A 19,325-nucleotide genomic window follows, 5' to 3' on the forward strand; every position below is an offset into this window, starting at 1 on the left:
ACAAAGTTGGGAAGGAAATGAAATTTCCGCCGCATTACAATTTATATTTTAACCTCACAGTATTTAGTTCTGCTACTACTCTCCCCCTTTTAATCCTATCGATTTTCACTCAATGAATGATAAAAATATCACACTTTTTATTGTATTCTCTAAAATTTCGACATAAAATGACGATATATATTAACGCGAATGCTACTTACGCCCTATTTGCTATTCCTTTCCCCCCCCAATTTTGTCGAATGATATGTCTTTGAAAATTCCGATCAATAATTTCATATTGATCTTTATATATACATATGAATTGATAAAAGGAGCCCACCAATGACCAAAAGAACAAAGTCAAAAATACTTGCCGCACTACTATCCTCCTCAGTTCTTCTTTTTTCAGTCATGCCTATTCCTTGGGTTCCTTCCGCTCATGCAGCTGGAACCTTTAAGGAAGCAACGTCGGCTGCGGAACTCGTTAATGCATTAATTGCGCCAGATGCCGGGATTACGATCATAGGGGCTCCGGATTTTAAAGGAAGCTTGACGGCCGCCTCCACCTATTCTAGTCTTGACCTGGGTTCAATGGATGGGGTCTCCTATTCCTTGCCAGCCGGGATTCTTGTCACTACTGGGGATGGAACCCCTCCGGAGAGTAATACCAAGAATGATTATGGAATAGACCTTTCTTTGAGTGGTGATGCAGACGTAGAAGCTTTTGCAGGAGTATCCAATTCAAAAGATGCCTTTTCCCTAGAGTTTACGTTCACTGTACCTGAAGGTTACCCCTCCATTCAAATGGCGTTCATGTTCGGTTCTGACGAATACCCCGAATATTTGAATGATGTCGTTGATGGAGCAGCGATCATTGTTGATGGGGTCAATTACGCAAAATTTGCTGGGGACATTCCTCTTAAAGTAGTAAGTGAAGCTGAAATGTTGCCTAACAATGGACTTAACATTGAATATGACGGTATTTCCATGCCTAAAAAAATTAACGCTCTGCTGGACAGTACGCGAACAGAACACACTATAAAAATTGTTATTGCTGATACAACCGATGGTGCCTACGACACAGGCCTATTCCTCTCCACCTTGAAGCCAAGCAAGGCAACGACCGGCGGAATCGGTGAAGAAACTCCGGTTCTTAGTGATGTTGCCACAGTCACCTCGGATACTTATACCGTTAGCAAGAACGGGACAAGCCAGGAAACCATTACAGGCATCCCCGCAGGCACAACAAAAGAAGCCTTGCTGGCTGGCTTAAGCAAAGACGAAGAGCACCAGACCTGGAACACGGACGATCTGTCCGATCCAATTGAAACTGGCGATACCCTAATCGTCACAGCTCAAGATGGAGTTACCGTCGTGACTTATACCTTGAGCCTCAAAACCTCAGCGAGTCTAAGCAACATCGCTACCGTAACTTCCGACACTTATCAAGTAAGCACGAACGGGCCAAGTGAAGGTAAAATTACCGGAATCCCCTCCGGTACAACAAAGGAACAATTGCTGGCTGGCTTGACCAAAGGTGAAGAGCATCAAACCTGGAACACCGACGGACTTTCCGATCCTGTCAAAACCGGCGATACTCTGATTGTCACGGCGGAGGATGGGGTAACTGTATTTACTTACACGATTGTATTGAATTCCTCATCCACTACGGACCCGGGAAATACGGATTCCGGCTCGAGCCCCGGTTCGGGTTCAACTGCAACTCCGCGACCCCCGGGAAGCTCAACCGGTTCCCAAGATCAAAATAAAGGGACAATCGTTCTCGTTAATGGAGAAAGAAAAGAGGCCGGCAAGGAAACGGCAACCGTACAAGACGGAGTGAAATCCGTGGAGGTCCTGCTGAATTCCGATGCAATCGCTGCAAAGATTGAAGAGGTTCTGAATAACGAGAAGGAGACCGGCGTTACCGGCGAACATATCGTCGAGGTCCTCGTGTCTTCAGAGGATCCTGACCGCTTAAGCGTGATTTTGGACGGAGATATTGTAGACAATATGACGAAACATCAATTCGATCTCTCCGTGAACGCAGGAAATGTGAAGTATATCATTCCGGCTGAAGAAATTTCCGCCACAGCAGTCATGCATGGTCTTGGCATGAACGGCGGCAACATCAAGAGCTACTCTATTGATTTGAAAATAAACAAGGCCGATGCATCGGTTATTGAACGGATGCAAGGCCAGGCAAGCAGAAATGGGCAGCAACTTCTTTCCATTCCAACAGAATTCGATATTGTTGCAACGGTAACGTTGGACTCAGGAGAGGTTAAAGAGGTATCCCTGAGCAAATTTGCACAATATGTTCAAAGAGTCATGGAGATTCCCTCCACCATCGACCCTAACAAAATTACGACGGGGATTGTGTTCAATAAAGACGGTACCTTTTCCCATATACCAACCGAAGTCTTTAAACAAAATATTTTATACTATGCCAAGCTCAATTCCATGACCAATTCCGCCTATGCGGTCATTTGGAATCCGTTAGAAGTTGAAGCTGTCGAGAAGCATTGGTCCAAAACCGCGGTTAATGATATGGCATCCCGTCTGGTCGTTAAAAATCCGGAAACCTTTACCCCGGACGATGCGATTACAAGGGGAGAATTCGCCGAATATATCACTAAGGCGCTGGGCTTATTCCGCACAGATGTAGCAAATACCCGCCTCTACAGTGATGTAACGGAAGCGGGAGACCTGGCTGATGCAGCTACAATTGCAACCGCATATGGGATTATTACCGGATACCCGGATGGAACCTTCCGTCCGAACGGGAACATTAGCAGGGAAGAAGCAATGACCATGTATGCCCGGGCGATGGATGTCGTCCAGCTGCAAGAGGGCAACGGTACGCAAATGTCTGCGTTTAAAGATGCAGACCAGGTAGCCGGCTGGGCATATGCATCTGTGAAAAAGACAGTCAGTGCGGACATTTTCAACGGCCGTACCTTAACCACCCTCGCTCCTAAGGGAACACTTTCCTTCGCGGAAGCGGCAACGGCTGTAAGGAATCTTCTTCTTGCCTCCAAGCTTATCAATGATTCCTTTTAAATAATAGCCCTCACCAAACAACAAGAGGCTCTTCTCGGCAACCGTTCGGTTCCCGGAAAGAGCCTCTTTAATTTACAGATTAGCCTGCTCTACTTTCTTTGGCGCATCCAGCGGCACTTGTATTCCCTGCAACGATTTGGCTTTTAGGGAGAGCACGAAGCAAAGGATCAATACAATGGCAGCCGCCGCGTACGGATAATTGATATCAAGGTCAAACAAAGCCCCTGCGACGATCGGACCCGCAATATTCCCCAAGCTCGTATAAGCCGAGTTGAGACCTGCGACATACCCTTGCTGCTCACCGGCCATCTTGGATAATTGGGTACCCACCGCCGGACGGAGAATATCGATCGAGAGAAAGACAATAAAGGTAACGGTAACGATCAGCCAGTAGCTGGATACGAACAGAGTCAGTGTAACGAACAAGCCGGCAATGAGCAGACAGATCGCAATCACCCGTCTTTCGCCAAACCGATTCAGGATCCATCCGAAGATCGTCAACTGCACTACCGCGCCCGCAATTGACCCGAAGGTAATAATGAAGGCAATATCTGTTGGCGTAAATCCAAACTTATGATCCACGAACAATCCGAATACCGTCTCATAGTTGGCTAATCCGAATGCCAGCACAAAGACAATAATCAGGTTGAAGAAGTAGCGCTCCTTGCCTGAATTCAGCAGTTGAGTCAACAGACTTTGCTTCTTGGCCACAACTGCTCCGGCAGACGCACGTTGTTCTGCTGTACGGGATTCCGGCAAAATAAATAGAGTAATGACTGCCGCGACAGCCCCGGCAACCGCAGCTGCAAAGAACGGCACGCGAATGCCGAACTCCGCCAGATAGCCCCCGATTCCCGGTCCAATAATAAAGCCTGTCGTAATCGCTGCGTTGATCAGCCCCATGCCCTTGGCTCGTTCCTCATTGGTGGTTACATCAGCGGCATATGCCATAACGGCTGGCATAATCAAAGCGGCCCCCACGCCTCCCAGCATTCTTGCCAGGAAGAGCAATACCGGCGAAACGGCAATCCCGAATATCCATTCCGAGAGCGCGAATACGATCATACCTGCAACAATGATTTTCTTGCGCCCGAGGGAGTCGGACAATCTGCCGGCATAGGGGGAGAACAGTAATTGAGTCAGGGAAAAGGCCGCGACCAGCAGACCAACCGTACTCCCTGTAATGTGAAGCTCATTCATATAAGTCGGCATAATCGGAACAACCAGACCAATTCCTGTGAATACTAAAAAAATATTCAACATCAGCAGGAGCATCGTACCCCTGTTTCTTAATAATAATGACATAAAAATCCTCCTCGATTCTGTAAACCAATCAGCCCGGTGTGTGGGAGGTGGTTCCTGCAGAAATTCCGTATAAAAAAACTTTCATCGCCTGATGATATAATTCGAGCACCGCCTCAGGCTTACGATTGCGCGACATGTGACTCAGACCGAACAGCAGACTTTCAAGGACAACGGCATATTCATCCGCCTGCTCCGCACGATACTCTCCGCGGTCAATTCCTTCCTGGATCAACCGGCGGTTCCACTCCAGGTGTCTGTCCACCATCCCGGTAATTCGTTCTTCAATCTCGCTGGTCTTCTCTTCATTGAAAAATTCATCTGCAGCCTTGGTAAGCGGATGATTCAAATCATCATGCACCAGAACCTCCGCAAGTGCAAAAAGCTTCTCCGAGCTGGTCTTGAACTGGGACTCCCTCGCCTCCCATTTCTCCTCCCATTCCCGGTCCCACTCATCAAGTAGATACAGAAACAAACCCTCTTTGCTTTTAAAATGATAATAGAGGTTGCCTTTACTCGTTCCGGTTGCCGCAATAATGTCTTCGATAGAAGTGGCTTTATAGCCCTTTTGAGCAAACAGCATACGGGCGGCATCCACAATTCGCTTCCTCGTCTGTTCGCTTTGCAACTGCTTCTTATTCACACTTCACCGCTCCAATCCCACGATCAGACCATACATACTGAACGTTCGTTCTGTATCTTAACAGATAAAATTATTCTTTACAAGAGCCTATTTATGAGAGAAAAAAAGAGAGCGCAACCATTACGCGCTCCCCTAACATGCCTGTTATTAACGGACCGGCTCCAAAGGAGCAACCCGTCCATAAGTAGCCTTCGCTCCTTCGCCCTTGACCGCCCAGCGAACGCCATTCATGATCACGCGCTGCACCTCGGCTTGATGATAGACCGGGAAGGTCTCATGTCCGGGTCTGAAGTAGAATACTTTGCCCAGCCCCCGCTTATAGCAGCAGCCGCTTCGGAACACTTCGCCTCCCTCGAACCAGGAGATGAATACCAGCTCATCTGGAGCCGGGATTTCAAAACGCTCTCCATACATCTCTTCCTTCGGAATCTCGAAGTATTCTCCCAGTCCGGCGGCAATCGGATGGGCTGACTCAATGACCCAAACCCGTTCCTTCTCGCCGTCATCCCGCCACTTCAGCGAGCCGGTATTGGTTCCCATCAGAGCGCGGAAAATCTTCGAAGCATGTCCCGAGTGTAGCACAATCAGCCCCATTCCCTCCAGAACACGCTGTCGAACTCTCTCCACAATCTCATCTGCTACATCCTCATGAGCGACATGTCCCCACCAAATCAGAACATCCGTCTCTTGAAGCACCGCTTCTGTCAGCCCATGCTCCGGCTCGTCGAGCACGGCCGTCTGCGCCGTTATTCCTTCCTCTGCATTCAGGAACGATGCGATCGTCGCGTGGATTCCTTCCGGATAGATTGCTTTGACACGCTCATTATTTTTTTCATGCTGAAATTCGTTCCATACCGTTACTTTAATTGAAGACATGGCCCAGCCCCCTGCAGTAATAAATCCCTTACCTTACCTATTCTATGAATGATTCTACGACTAAAAACGGGAATTGTCATGTTGCTTGTTATCCTGTTATGTTATCCACAAAGTTATACAGAAATTATCCCAAGTTATCCACTTATTCAAAGGCTGTCCACAACGGTATTGTGGGTAATGTGTGCAAATCCGCGAAAAATCACTTTATCCCCAGGCCGAGAATTCGGAATTGCTGTCCGCTCAGCTTAAAGCCTGTGGATTGCGGCCCATGATCCGTCTCCAACTGGTGTCCTGTCCACAGGTCAACTACCGTTTTCCCGCTCCATGAAGCTGGCAGCTCAAATTCGGCGGGATGATCCCCCTTATTCAAGGCGACCAGAATCTCCTCATCCCCCGAGCTGCGGCGATAGATGACCAAGCCTTTAGCATCGTCAGTCTTCAGAAATTCCATACGGGCGTTATCTGTCAATGCCGGCGAAGCCTTGCGGATCGCAATCAGGCGCTTCACAAAGGCAAGCAGCTCCTGATTCTGCTTTTCAGGCTCCCATTCCATACATGCCCGATAATAAGCAAAATCATCCCCGTCTCCCGTCAGGCCAATCTCATCTCCGTAATAGATGCATGGGCTTCCCGGATACGTATAGAGCAGCAGGAACGCCAGCTTCAGCTTGTTCAGGTCGTCCCCGCATACCGTGAGGATACGCGGCGTATCATGGCTGCCGAGCAAATTGAACAGCACTCTGCTCACATTTTCAGGATAGAGCTGCAAGTGGCTGGTTACCAGGCTGGCGAAACGTGTCGCCTCGATTTTGTCCTTCGCAATAAAGTCAATGACCGCCTCGCCGAAAGGATAGTTCATAACCGAATCGAATTGATCCCCTTGCAGCCAAGGCATAGCATCATTCCAGATTTCGGCTACCATGTAGACATCGTCCTTGACGCTGCGAACCGCATTGCGGAATTCACGCCAGAAACGGTGGTCCACCTCATTAGCCACGTCCAGTCTCCAGCCGTCGATATCAAATTCCTCGATCCAATGCTTGGCAACGCCGAGCAGATACTCCTTAACTTCCGGATGGCTGGTGTTCAGCTTAGGCATGTAGGGCGTAAACGCAAAGGTCTCATATCGGGGCGCCTCTTCCCCATTGCCATAGCTCAGCATATGGAACCAGTCCGCATAGCGGGACGCCGCCCCGTGCTTCAGCACATCCTGGAACGGTCCGAAACCGTATCCGGCGTGGTTGAACACCGCATCCAGCATAACGCGGATTCCCCGGTCATGGCAGGCCTTTACCAGCTTGCGGAATGTCTCCTCGTCGCCAAACTGAGGGTCCAGTTTCATATAATCAATCGTGTCATATTTATGGTTGGTCGGCGCTTCGAAAATAGGGGTCATATAAATACCCGTAATTCCCAGATCGCTCAAATAATCCAGATGCTCCAAAATCCCTTCGAAATCTCCGCCGAAAAAGCTGTCCGGCCCCGGCACATCTCCCCATACTGCATTCGTGTTGGTCTTGCGCGCCGGATTGCCATTAGCGAACCGCTCCGGGAAAATCTGATACCATACGGTATCCTTTACCCATGCCGGCGCATCAAATACGTCAACCGCGTTTAGATACGGGAAGCGGAAGAACCGGTTCTGCTCGACGTCCGCCGTAAATCCCATCTCTCCGAACACCCAGGTTTCCCGGTCATCACTCACCTCAAACTGATAGACGAACCGCTTATTTTCCGGCTCAATGGCAATGAACCAATAATCATACAGCTCGTCGGATGCCGATTTGACCATCGGCAGCTTGTCGGAAAGCATCCGTCCTTCTGCCCAGCGGTAAGGATCGCCGTGAATCAGTTCGACCCGGGTCAGGTCATCCTTTTTCGCCTGAAGGCGGATATGCAGTGTGTTTGCGTCGTAGGCGTAAGCAAAGTTGTTCTTGGGACGGTGAAAAATCGCTTCTTTAATCAAATTAATCTCCTCCTCAAAAATAAAAATCAGTATTGGATGAACAAAACAAAAAGACGAGCACACCCCCTTTGAATTCGGGGTTGTGCTCGTCGATCCAACATCCAATGGATGATTTCAGATGAACAAGTCAGGCATTGCCCTTATGTTTATAGTTTTAATATAGCCGCGATTCGAAGGAAACGCAACTCCTATTATAGCACATAATGCACGGAGATTAGTTCTACTCGGCTTCTTCCTTGTAATAAACCGTTTGATGAAATCGGGTACGATATTTCAGCGGAGTCGTGCCTACCTCTTGCTTGAACAATTGAACGAAGTAGGAGGAGTTCGGAATACCGACCTCGGCTCCGATCCATTCGACCGACTTGGCCGTCGTCTCCAGCAGTCTGCAGGCCTGCCGAATACGCTTTGCTATGACATAACCCTTCAAGGTGCTGCCTGTTTCTTCATGAAACAGTTTGGATAAGTAGAATTTCGACAAATGCAAAGCTTCAGCGAGATCGTCAAGGCGAAAGGCTTCGTGATAATGCATGTCTATCCATTGCATGGCCTCTTGCACATAGTTCGTCGAATTCCGCTCTACTGCGTCAAACGGAAACGCCGTCTTGGAGGGAAAGCTTTGAACAATCGTATTCAGCAAGCAGAGAACCATCATTGCGATCTCCTCCGTATCCTCTCCCTTGCCCTCCTGTCTCTTCACGTGATAATCCTCATAAATGCATTCAACAGCTGCTTCAGCAGACGACAAATCAAAGGCTTGGATGTGATGCTGTCCGTGCCGCAGCGCTGTAAATAGGCGAAGGCGTTTCGGAAAAGGCCGAAGCAACGCCTCTATGTGCTGCGGGTCAAAATGAATGATCGTCCGCACATAGGGCTGTTCCGTACTTACATTCGCATAGACATGGTGCAGCTGATAGGGCTGGAAGAAGAACAGCATCCCCTGACGGAGCGGGAATGTCTTGCCGCCAATAACGACATGACCCGTCCCTTCATGAACGTATAATATCTCGCAGCATTGATGCCAATGCTGATAGCCTTTGTAATGACTGGTATTATGCAACCGATAGTCCCAGAACAGCTTCGTACTTCCAAAGACGACGGGTTCGAACATGCGCTTCATTGTCATCCCTCCTCATTAGAACTCGGAAGAAGTGATTGCTTTCCACCATGATGTCCTGAACATATCGTAACAATGTTAGCGCTTCCATGCTATCGCACTTTTGCAAGATTACTTGTAGTTTTTGATGAAAGACAACAAAAAAGGAGGGCTGTATTTCCGCTCCTTATTTACTGCAAACTATGGGCACATCGATGATGACGCGAGTGCCTCTTCCCTTTTCCTTGTCGGCAAAACGGATGCCGTTCGGTTCTCCAAAATAAAGCTCCAGCCGTTTCCCGATATTTTGAGTCCCATAACCACTTCCTTGATACTTTACTCTGCGGCCGGTGTTTCCCTTCATCCCGGGGCCATCGTCCTCGACCTCAAGAACCAGGCGGTCTTTCATTAGCCTTCCCTTAACTTTAATCTTTCCATAACCCGTATCATTCTCCAGGATTCCATGCACAATAGCGTTCTCTACCAACGGCTGCAGCGTAATCTTGGGAAGCAGGCAGCCTAACGTTTCCTCTTCCACTTCGACCTCGTAGACTATCCGCCCCTTGTACCGTTTCTGCTGAATTTCCATATAATACAGGCATAAGCGCAGCTCATCCTCGACAGTAACAAAGTCCTCGCCTTTATTTAAAATCAGCTTGTAGTAATCCGAGAGTGAATACACCACCTCTTGCAAATTGCGGCGCTCATCCTTTTGAGCCATCCAGACGATCATATCCAGCGTGTTATACAGAAAATGCGGGTTGATCTGGGATTGCAGCGCCTTCAACTCCGCACCGAGCTTTTCTTGTCCTAGCCTGAATTGCTCGTCCATCAGCTCCCTGACGCTGTTAATCATATAGTTGTAACTGGAAATAAGATGACCCACTTCATCCTCCCGAGGTTCGATGTCCAGCGTATTCAATCTGCCCTGTCTAACCTGAGTCATTTTGTTCATGAGCATGAAAATCCGCGAGGTAATGGACCGGGTAACGGGGAAAATAACCATCAGCAAAAGCGTGCTAATAATGAGATACGTAACGAGCATCTGATTTCGGATCACATTAATGTCCTCAGATAAAGCTTGTTGCGAAATGACAGAACGCAAATAAAGGTTCGAAGAACCCACCTTCATGCTTCGGGCCAAATAATCGCCGGGTGGCAGCTCAATGGGTTTGAATATATCCTGTTGCAGCCCGTCGGAAGGCAGTCGCATCGAGGACAGCTTGTCATCCCGATTGCTTACGATCAGCTCGCCGTCAGCTGTCTCCAAGTAGACCAGCTGATCCCGGATGGAAGCCGACAAATACTGCCGGATAGAGTCCGGATTCATGCGAATCGTCACTAGGCCGACCGGCTCCGAGTAATTATCGCTGTTCCATAAAATTCTCCCCAGAGTTAAATACTTCCTGGCATTCATCCGTTCGTCGGTTTCCGGAACAAGGACCCATACGGACTCTCCGCCGCCGCTTAATATTTTTTGCGCCCAAGTCTCGTTCTCTATGCTCTCTAAAGGACGGTACATAGGAGCGTCTTCGGCAGCGATGACAAATCGGCCGTCGATATAATAAACAATATCTTCATACTCGGAGTCATTTTTCAGGATATTGGTGTATTCTGTAATCTCATCAAACTTAGCCAACTGCTCCCAGACAGCCATGCTGCCCGGATCGCTGGAGAAGACGGCGTTGATGTCCTCGTCAATCATAATCATGGAGGAAATCTCTTCGATGTGCGTAAATTTACTTGATAGCATCGTAAGCGATTGCGTGAAATTCTGGTTTGCCGCATAGTGCTGGTTGTTCAGAACAGAGTTGCGCAATTCCCCATAGGACAAGAAGAATGTAAAGATAAGAGGTCCGATGCCTACCGCCGCCAACAAGGCGATAAGCTTCTTCCTTAATGACAGGTTGCCGATTCGCTTTGTCAGCTTCATCTGTATGTCGACTTTCTGTATTCAACAGGCGTAAGATTGGTGGCAGCCTTAAATGCTTTCGCAAAATAACTTGCGCTTGCATACCCGCATATCTGGGCAACCTCGTTCATTTTGTAGTTCTCGTTCCCGATCAGCTGCTTAGCCAATTCCAACCGATAGCTGTTGATGTACTGCTTAATGGTTATCCCCGTCTCCTGTTTAAACAGCATGCCGAGGTGAGCTGAAGACATATGTAGATGCTCGGCGATCCTCCTGATGTCGAGATCCGCATTACCGCAATGCGCCGCAATATACTTCATCACTGCGCTTACGGTCCGGGAATAGGGCGATGTCTTTCTGATCTCCTCAAGGTAAGTCTCGCACAACTCCAGCATCATTCGACGGATCTCCTCCATCGAATCGGCGCTCTCCAGCAAAGCTCCTACTTCACGGATCTGATAGACTCGGCCGGAGCCCATTAGGATCCCGTTCTTCTCGCTAAGCATGGCGTGAGCGAAGGAGGAGAACATCGACACCACTCGCTCTTTGCTCTGAGTCCCATCCTTGATCAAATCATCGCACAATCCGTTGATCCATATTGGAAGCAGCTCTGGCTCATGCTTCATACAACGAACAAATTCGACCACCACGTCCGTTCTTACTGAAGGAAGCGCAGAGCGGGATCCGTTGAAAACAAAGCGGCGAACCCTTGGCTGGTAAAAGGAACGCTGTAACACGGTCAAGGCGTCTCTGCAGCTTTTGCCCACCTCGCTCAAATCAGCAGAGACACTCCCGATCCCGATCGTTAGTTCGGGGAATTGCCCTAGAAGAGCGCCTGCCAGTAATTCAACGCGCTCCTCCTCATGACGTCGGAAGGCCGTAATGATATGGGCAATGCCCTTGTCCGACCGCTCGCCGACCGATGGAAATCCGTGACGCGCACAGAAGTCAATCATCTCTGCCAAATGATCCCGCTCTTCCCCTTTCTCCTCTCCAAAACGGAGAGCCAAACCTATATAATGCCGATTAACCGGAAATCCGGTCTCCTCGCACAGCCGCCGAATTTCATCCATATCGCCTTCTTTCGTACGCAGCAAATTGGCAAGTTTATACCTCTCCAATTTAAGCTTCTGATCTGACAAGTCATGCTGCATCCTCGATTGAAGAAGGGTATCCACCGTTTTCCGGATCGCCTTCTCCAGTTCCGGGATACGGATCGGTTTCTCGATATAGTCCACCGCAGATAGTTTTATCGCGCTTTTTAAATAATTGACTTCCATATAACCGCTCATGAATAACAGCTTGCTATCGGGAGACGCCCCGGCCAGCTTCTCCGCGAATTCGATCCCGTTCAGACGGGGCATCCGGATATCGGTCAGCACGATGTCCAGCTTGCGAGTCATCGCGATACGCAGCGCTTCCTCCCCATCGCGCGCTTGAATGACCTTGGTGATGCCGTAGCTTGCCCAGTCGATGCTTTCAGCAAGTCCTTCCCGTGTATAATCGTCGTCATCCGCAATTAGTATCCGCATTCCCGTTCCCCCTCGTGCGGCGGTATCTTCCACTCCTTATTTCGATGCGGCGAAGGCATCCAGCTGCTTTTGAAGCTCCTCCAAATAAGCATCCATTCCGGCAAGCTTCAGCTGCTTCCGGGCATTTATCCATTCCTCATCCATATCTTGGGCAATACCGACCGCAAGCGGTTGAATGTATTGCGATCTCACCTTTTCCATGCTTGCAAGTTCCTTAGCAACGACAGCGTTATTAAAGACGAATCCGCCATAAGGACTCTCTCCGCCAAGATTGGCCTGTCTTTTGCCTTCTGCATGTATCCTGTCGTGGAGGGCTTGCCAATTATCCGGGTACTTGGCGGGCAGATTCATTGTACCGTCATTCAGCCCTGTCCAGCCTGATTTGCGATTCTCTGAGGGGATGCCGTCAAAATAAATTCTGTTCTCACTGTCAAGCTTATAATGTTCACCTTCAACACCGTACTGCAGCAAGTTATAGTAGGCTTGATCGGTATGCGCTTTCGCAATGAATTGCAGAGCCTTCTCAATGTGCTTGGAATGCGCGCCGACCGAAATCATCGAAATATTATTCGGTGATAAATAGGGCAAGTAGCTTGGAACATTCCCGAGATAATAATCGAACCACCCGTATTCAAATTCAGGGTACAAGTCCATCAATACACCGATGTAGCCGGAACTTACAGCTCCGAAGTGATTATTGAACTCGAGGGGCTTTTTATCAAGCTTCATCAGTTCAAGGGTTTTACCGGTCGAATTCTCTGGAGCAGCCAGAATACTCGGGTCTACAATGCCATCCTCGTGCCACCTCCTGGCATATTCCAGCACTTGCCGATACTCGGGGGTATCGTACATACTGATTGCTTCATAGGGCTTATCGATCGGTGCCACGACAAAGCCTTGGATCAGGGTATGATACTTGGAACCCGCAAGTAAAGTCCATAGATTGTCAGCGAAGCGTTTATCGTTAATCATAGACACGTCAGGATAGACTTCCTTCGCCTTATAAAGATACTGTTCCGCAGTGGCCAAGTCGGTAATTTCCGGAAGGTTCCACTGTTTGCGCAAATCTTCCCGGTACAGCAAGCCTTCGCTGCCGCCGCCCGGCGTAATGTATTGTGGAATGCCATACAGCTTGCCATCCATTTTTGCGTTCTCAAGCATTCCGTTGTAATGCTCAACCAGGTCAGGCACTTTATCCAGTAAAGGCGCAAGATCGGCAAAAGCATTTTTCGAGGCAAAGGTTATGAAATCCGACCAAGCGCCGCCTGCATAAAGATCATACTTCTTGGCAGCAATAGCGCGGCTGATTTGATTCTTTTCGTCTCCCCACGGTATGAAGTCAAACCGGACCCGCAAACCCAGGTCCCTTACAGTCAATTCATCTAACTGTCTATAGAACGTATCCAAGCCGCCTGCCGGTGCCGCCCCCATCGTGTACCCTCTCAATTCTATGATCTCGTTAGGCGTCTCTAAGGTATTCTGATCTGTAAGTGTACCGTTTGGCGGGTTTTTCGAGCAAGCGGTCAGGAGGAGCGCAAATGAAATTACCGCCAGCAGAACCGCTTTTGCGGGGTTTAGCGCTTTCAACATATTCCCCTATCCCCTCAATATTCATATGCTTGTATTTATTTTAGCTTAGGGAGTCGGTTTCTTCTACCTAGTGATTTGTTATTGTAAGATGGTTTTCTTTATGCCTAATTGCTTCTCTAAGCGATACTCCTAGTTCACTTCTTTTTCCAATTGTGTTATCATACTCATCGATTCGGCTTCCTTTCACGATTGTACTAGGATTCTACTGCGCTTTACTCAAAGGTCACATGCCTTTGATAATCGTTGAGTATGAAATTGCCCGATTCCGCACTTGTAACGAGACGGTCATTTAGACGCAGGTTGCGGAAGTGAACATGGGACACCGTACGGTCTTCATCATACCCCGCTATCACGGATGGATTCGAGCAATCCCCATTGAACGTAATATTTTCGAAGTAAATGTGCTCAACGCAGTTCCCAGGGAACGGATTATACTTCTCGTTCCAGAACACCCGGATATCAAAGAGCCGCCCCAGCTCGAACTGTTCCACGCGAATGTCGCGAAACACAGCATGCCGAACCGTGTTCTTGTCCCCGGCATTGATCGCTATGCAGCCCCAATAGCCGTCCTGAGGCTCATGGTGCTCCAGAATATCGATGTTATGAAAGGAAATATTCTCGATTAAATCCCCCTTCCCTTCATAGTCCCCATGAACGCCGATCATGATCGGATGCGCGACATCCGCCCATAGCACGGCGCCCCTTACCCGCACATTGCAGGTATCGCCTTTAAATTTCCCGCGGCTTCCATAGATGGCGATACAGTCATCGGAGGTGCGCAGAAATACATTCTCAATACTCACATTCTTGCACGACATCATATCAATGCCGTCACACCAGCCTCGCGTACTGAACGACTTGAAATTCCGTATACGGACATTCTCCGATTGCCCGAGATGAATGCTGTAGTGCGGAGGATCAATAGAGATGATATCCTCCACCGTAACATTACGGGAGAAGTCAATCTGGACCGAACGCCAATAGGTCGTCTTCTCGATATCGCGCAAATAAATAACTCCCCTGCCGCGGATCTGCACGTTCTCGGTATGCTCACATACGAGAGAACCCACGACGACTGCTCCGCCTGCAAGATACACCGACGTGTTCGACGGGATATAGAACAACCCTTCTTCAAACCGGTGCAATCCCGGACCAAAATAGATCGTGCTCTCCTGCCTGTGCTTCACTTTCTTGTTAACGGAATAATCTCCAGATTCGATAAAAAGCACATCGGAAGAATGAGGATCCGGCGCGTCAGCCTCCAATGAGTTCGCGAAGAGATGCAAGTTATGAAATCGGTCTCCGTTAGCCTCTATACTCAAGTGGCATGGTTGGAACAATTGAAACACAACCGTATTTCCCTGAATCGAATAGTCAATATGACGGGCTAATGGTCGAAGATCCGCTTTGTAGAGAGGTCCGCGATTGTAAGTAATCTCCACTTCAACCTCGCCCTCGAAATCAAACGTTGCCATTGAGGCCTCACGCACGTCATGCATATCCACCCGCACCAAATAAGTAGACAATTCGCTCCATTCCCCGCCGGGAACTCTGATTTTAACCGAAAAATCAGAGTTAAGGGGAACTCCCTCGGGAACAGGATAATCTACCATAACAGACTTAGAATCATTCATCAGCCGATTCTCCTTTATTAATAAAGAAGGCTGCTAGGATGATCCTCCATCTAGGGCGGAACGGCTCATCTTCACAGCCTTCTTTTCTACTGTTATCCTGGTTATATCCGCTTCGTTCGATTATTTGGCAGCTTCGCGATCCTTATATACCTTTGTTGCTTCATCCAACATTTCTTGACCGCCGGTTTTCAGCCACTGATTTTTGAAACCCTCGAACGCCTTATCTAAATCCTCGTTGCCGATAATCGCTTTGATATAAAATTCGTCCTGAAGCGTCGTCAGCGTCGCCATGTACTTCCCTTTTGTTTCAAGTGCAGTCGGACCAAGTATGTCGCTGGTTGTTTCGATGCCGGCATTCACCTTATCGCGGAACTCCAATTTGTCTGGTGTAAAATGGAACTTCCAAGTACTGGTGTCGCGTTCAATCAACGGGTTGTAGAAGCCGCCAATGCCCATTTCACGAGCCATGTCGGATGTAAATTCCGTTTTCGTTACGGGGGAGCCTTCTACCATATCATAGGATTCGCCCTCGATCCCATACACCGTACGCAGGTATGCTTCATCATTCGTTGCGAGATCCTCCAGCATTTGCAGAATGCGGATTCGTTTCTCATCGTCTTCTTCTACCTGCTTTCCGAACATTAACGGTACTTGCAGCGCACCATTAGACATGACAATCGATTTGCCGGCAGGACCGATCAAACCTTGACCATAGACAGCCGTAATACCGGCTTCCGTGTTGCCATCGATGGCTCCAAAGAGATGATGATACATTTTGTGATCAATATAACCGATCTTTTTGCTGGACCATTTCTGATCGAGCAATTCACCGTCATCCGTCATAAATTCGGGATCGATCAATTCTTCTTTATACCATTTGTTAAGCAATCTCAAGGCTTCTTTTGCTTCATCCGTAACACCGCCCCAAGTCACGGTACCGTCCTCTGCCAGCTTGAAATGGTAGGGGTTCACGCCATAGGCAGCATAGATGGAGTTGAAAAGTTGAACCCGCACATCCTTGCCGCGGCCGCTAATACCGTACGTGTCCTTCTGACCATTTTGATCGGGGTCGTTATTACGGAATTTGGTTAGCACGTCTTCCAATTCCTCAATGGTCTTCGGGGGCTCCGAATAGCCGATTGCTTCCAGCCATTCTCCGTTGTATGTCGGAATAAATCCATAGGCTCCATTGAGCCATATTCTAGGAACACCGTAATTCTTGCCGTCGATGATTCCAATATTCCATGCGTTTGGATCAACCTCTTCAATATGCGAAGTATAGGACGGCATATATTTTTTTATCTCTTCGATATCAATTTCTGCGATAACGCCTTGTCTTGCCCAATTCGTCATGTCAGATTCAGTGATATTGTGCGGAAAAATATCCGGAATTTCGCCGGAAGCTATCATTACCTTGTAGTTTTCATCCGTTCCTCTCATGTTCACGAATTTTACGTTGTAGCGCTCTTCCAGATACTTCTGTGTCGGATTATCGTCGTTCGTCGGAATTTCCCAAGTCGACGCATTGGTTGCGATGGTGATTGTCTTATCCGATGGCTGGCTATTGGACGTGTTGTTAGAAGGCGTGCTTGTACCTGGATTCTCACTTGCATTCTTGTTCGCGTTCCCAGAGCATCCTGCAGCAACCAGCGAAACAGTCAGCACAAGCATCAGGCTTAGCTTTTTCCATTGTTTCATTTTGTAGATCCTCCCTTTTGTTTGTTCAAAGCATTGTATATAATCAGGCAGCAAATAAGCCGCCCGTTTATAACGGTTAACCCTTCAATGAACCAATCATCGTACCTTTGACAAAATATTTTTGAAGGAACGGATACACAATCAGAATCGGCAGCGCAGCGAACATGATTGTGGCGGCCTTGATGGACGGAGCATACTTGAGATTTCCCACTATCGTCCGCCCGAAAGTCTCTGCATCCGTATTGGTGATGACGATCTCGCGGAGGAAGAACTGCAGCACTTGCTTATTTTGATCTGTAATGTATAAGACTGCATCGAACCAGGCGTTCCAATGTCCGACAGCCGTCCATAATGCAAGTGTCGCAAGCACCGGTTTCGATAGCGGCAATATGATGCTGAACAAAATACGAATGTCGTTCGCACCATCGATTTTGGCTGATTCCTCGAGTTCAGTCGGAATCCCCATGAAGAAGTTGCGCAGCACCAGCATCGAGAACGTTGGAACAAGGCCCGGTACAATATACACCCATATGCTGTTCATCAAATGCAGTTCTTTCATTAACAGGAAAGTCGGGATGATCCCGCCGCCGAAGAACATCGTGAAAAGGATGATCATCGTGTAGAAGCTGCGGTGGGGCAAGTATTTTCGCGACAGCGGATAAGCGCAGAGCGACATGGCGATGAGTGTAAGCAGCGTCCCTACGATCGTGCGGAACACGGAGTTGCCGAAGCCGGTCCATATTTTCGTTTGACTCAGCACTTGTTTCCAAGCATAGAAGTCCAGCTCTCTCGGATATAAATGGAACCCGAAGCGGCTCGCCTCGTTGGGGCTGCTTAATGAAATGGAAGTAATATGAAGAAACGGGTATATCGTCGTGATACAAAGCATTGAAATCACAATGACGAGAATGGCTTGAAAGATATGTTCGCCGATCGTCGGTTTCATTGCGTAACTCTCCTTTCGGGAGGGATTCTTGTTAAAGAACCCCTTCTTGGCCCATGCGTTTCATGACATAGTTCGTGCCTAGAACAAGCGTAATGCCGATGACATTTTTGAATAACCCGACAGCCGTCGTTAATCCAAACTGGGACTGCTGGATACCGGCTCGGTATACATAAGTGTCTATTACATCGGCGACCTCGTAGACAGCCGGGCTGTACAAGTTGAAAATCTGGTCGAAGCCGGCATTCAGAATGCCGCCGAGCGAAAGAATAAACATAATGGACACGACTGGCAGTATCGAAGGAATGGTAATATGCCAGATCCTCTTCCACCGGTTGGCTCCGTCGATTGTGGCGGCTTCGTATAAGGTGGGATCAATGCCGGACAAGGCCGCCAAATAGATGATCGTCCCCCAACCAATCTCCTTCCAAATCGAGGTGAGGACGAGCGTAGGCCGGAAATAGCTTGTATCCGTCAGGAAGTAGATCGATTCGCCGCCGAACAGCTTGATGATGTAGTTAACCGGGCCTTCGGAAGGCGACAGCATAACGATGATGATCCCTGACAGTACTACCCAAGAGAAAAAGTGCGGAATGTACGTAATCGACTGTGCAAGCCGCTTAAACAGCTTCGAACGCAGCTCGTTCAGCATAAGCGCCAGAATAACAGGCGCCGGGAAACCGAATACAATGTTATAAAGGCTGATTAGAATCGTATTCCGGAATATTCTTGCAAAGTCAGGCGATTGGTAGAACAAAAATCTAAAATGCTCCAAGCCCACCCAATCGCTTCCCCAGATTCCTTTGACCGGGCTGAACTCCTTGAAGGCTAATTGGACACCGTACATAGGTCCGTAATGGAAGATGCCATACCAGACCAGAATCGGAATAAGCATGAAAAACAGGTATTTATTTTTTTTATACTCCTTCCATGTAAGCCTCCATTTCGGCACCTTCCCCAAGGGAGGGATGTTACCGTTTTCATTTCGCGCAGTACTTGCGGTATTTGAATTGAAATGGCTCACTGCCTGCACTTCCTTTCTTCAATCCCAGGTTGTTTCGAAAGCCCTTACAAGCCTAATTGTATCTGCA

General features: G+C 48.4%; 13 protein-coding genes. 1 reads left to right on the forward strand and 12 read right to left on the reverse strand.

What is annotated here, in order from left to right; genetic code table 11:
* The first annotated feature begins 321 nt into the window (after window positions 1-321).
* A complete protein-coding gene (locus tag KI362_RS15420) occupies window positions 322-3,042 on the forward strand; it encodes an S-layer homology domain-containing protein (RefSeq protein ID WP_301628357.1) in 2,721 nt (906 codons plus the stop codon).
* Between the two features lie 72 nt (window positions 3,043-3,114).
* Here the strand turns inward: KI362_RS15420 and KI362_RS15425 are convergent, their stop codons facing one another.
* The 12 genes from KI362_RS15425 to KI362_RS15480 all read right to left on the reverse strand — a co-directional run bounded on the left by KI362_RS15425 (window position 3,115) and on the right by KI362_RS15480 (window position 19,129).
* The gene (locus KI362_RS15425; protein ID WP_301628359.1) at window positions 3,115-4,347 is read right to left on the reverse strand and encodes an MFS transporter; all 1,233 of its coding nucleotides are present in this window, start codon (window positions 4,345-4,347) and stop codon (window positions 3,115-3,117) included.
* Window positions 4,348-4,375: 28 nt separating this feature from the next.
* Window positions 4,376-4,987 (reverse strand): TetR/AcrR family transcriptional regulator, encoded by a 612-nt coding sequence (locus KI362_RS15430; RefSeq protein WP_301628361.1) that lies wholly within the window; start codon window positions 4,985-4,987, stop codon window positions 4,376-4,378.
* 147 nt (window positions 4,988-5,134) lie between these two features.
* Window positions 5,135-5,863: a ThuA domain-containing protein gene (locus KI362_RS15435; protein WP_301628362.1), complete on the reverse strand. Its 729-nt coding sequence runs from the start codon at window positions 5,861-5,863 to the stop codon at window positions 5,135-5,137.
* A 199-nt stretch (window positions 5,864-6,062) separates the two neighbouring features.
* A complete protein-coding gene (locus KI362_RS15440; RefSeq protein ID WP_301628364.1) occupies window positions 6,063-7,829 on the reverse strand; it encodes an alpha-glycosidase in 1,767 nt (588 codons plus the stop codon).
* 220 nt (window positions 7,830-8,049) lie between these two features.
* The gene (locus KI362_RS15445) at window positions 8,050-8,949 is read right to left on the reverse strand and encodes an AraC family transcriptional regulator (protein WP_301628366.1); all 900 of its coding nucleotides are present in this window, start codon (window positions 8,947-8,949) and stop codon (window positions 8,050-8,052) included.
* Between the two features lie 163 nt (window positions 8,950-9,112).
* On the reverse strand, window positions 9,113-10,858 hold the full coding sequence (locus KI362_RS15450) for a cache domain-containing sensor histidine kinase (RefSeq protein ID WP_301628368.1): 1,746 nt from the start codon (window positions 10,856-10,858) through the stop codon (window positions 9,113-9,115).
* Complete coding sequence (locus tag KI362_RS15455) at window positions 10,855-12,369, reverse strand: response regulator (RefSeq protein ID WP_301628369.1); 1,515 nt, start codon at window positions 12,367-12,369, stop codon at window positions 10,855-10,857. The genes KI362_RS15450 and KI362_RS15455 overlap by 4 nt, the downstream gene beginning before the upstream one ends.
* 36 nt (window positions 12,370-12,405) lie before the next feature.
* Window positions 12,406-13,959, reverse strand: coding sequence for an ABC transporter substrate-binding protein (locus tag KI362_RS15460; protein WP_301628371.1), 1,554 nt, complete (start codon window positions 13,957-13,959; stop codon window positions 12,406-12,408).
* A 212-nt stretch (window positions 13,960-14,171) separates the two neighbouring features.
* Window positions 14,172-15,593 (reverse strand): glycosyl hydrolase family 28 protein, encoded by a 1,422-nt coding sequence (locus KI362_RS15465; protein ID WP_301628372.1) that lies wholly within the window; start codon window positions 15,591-15,593, stop codon window positions 14,172-14,174.
* A 120-nt stretch (window positions 15,594-15,713) separates the two neighbouring features.
* A complete protein-coding gene (locus KI362_RS15470) occupies window positions 15,714-17,291 on the reverse strand; it encodes an extracellular solute-binding protein (RefSeq protein WP_301628374.1) in 1,578 nt (525 codons plus the stop codon).
* A 76-nt stretch (window positions 17,292-17,367) separates the two neighbouring features.
* A complete protein-coding gene (locus tag KI362_RS15475; RefSeq protein ID WP_301628376.1) occupies window positions 17,368-18,237 on the reverse strand; it encodes a carbohydrate ABC transporter permease in 870 nt (289 codons plus the stop codon).
* A 31-nt stretch (window positions 18,238-18,268) separates the two neighbouring features.
* Window positions 18,269-19,129, reverse strand: a complete 861-nt coding sequence (locus KI362_RS15480) for an ABC transporter permease (RefSeq protein WP_301628378.1) — start codon at window positions 19,127-19,129, stop codon at window positions 18,269-18,271.
* Between the last annotated feature and the right edge of the window lie 196 nt (window positions 19,130-19,325).

It is taken from the genome of Paenibacillus apis, assembly GCF_018333295.1.
GTDB lineage: Bacteria > Bacillota > Bacilli > Paenibacillales > Paenibacillaceae > Fontibacillus > Fontibacillus antibioticophila.